This window comes from Bombilactobacillus bombi, assembly GCF_013607485.1.
In the GTDB taxonomy this organism is placed as follows: domain Bacteria; phylum Bacillota; class Bacilli; order Lactobacillales; family Lactobacillaceae; genus Bombilactobacillus; species Bombilactobacillus bombi_A.
In genome coordinates, this window is sequence record NZ_SCHP01000155.1 from 1 (window position 1) to 416 (window position 416).

The following is a 416-nucleotide window of genomic DNA, read 5'->3' on the forward strand; positions in this document are numbered from 1 at the left end:
GTAGAGAACTGTATTCGACGTCTGGCAGAAGCACAGCATGCTCTACATCGGCCTCTTACACGGTCTGAACGATTCAAAGAAGTTTTCCTTGCAGCAAAACAGGCCCGTCGCCCACTTATTTTTGGGCAAATGATTATTTTGGTGGTCTATTTACCTATTTTTGCCCTATCTGGTGTTGAAGCCAAAATGTTCCATCCAATGGCGATGACAGTGGTGATGGCATTATTGGGTGCCATGATTCTTTCTGTGACATTTGTACCTGCGGCAGTTGCTCTTTTTGTTACGGGTGAAGTGAAAGAAAAAGAAACACGTTGGATGCAGCTTTTAAAGCAGAAATATCAAAATATTCTCGATCAGGCTTATCAACTTAAAATTGTGGTCGTTAGTTTTGCATTAAGTATTTTAGTTCTCACAGG

At 41.3% G+C, this 416-nt stretch carries 1 protein-coding gene; it reads left to right on the top strand.

The window, feature by feature from the left end; genetic code table 11:
• Positions 1 to 416: efflux RND transporter permease subunit (locus tag EQ827_RS08910; protein WP_181190615.1), on the top strand; the 416-nt coding region annotated here is incomplete at both ends.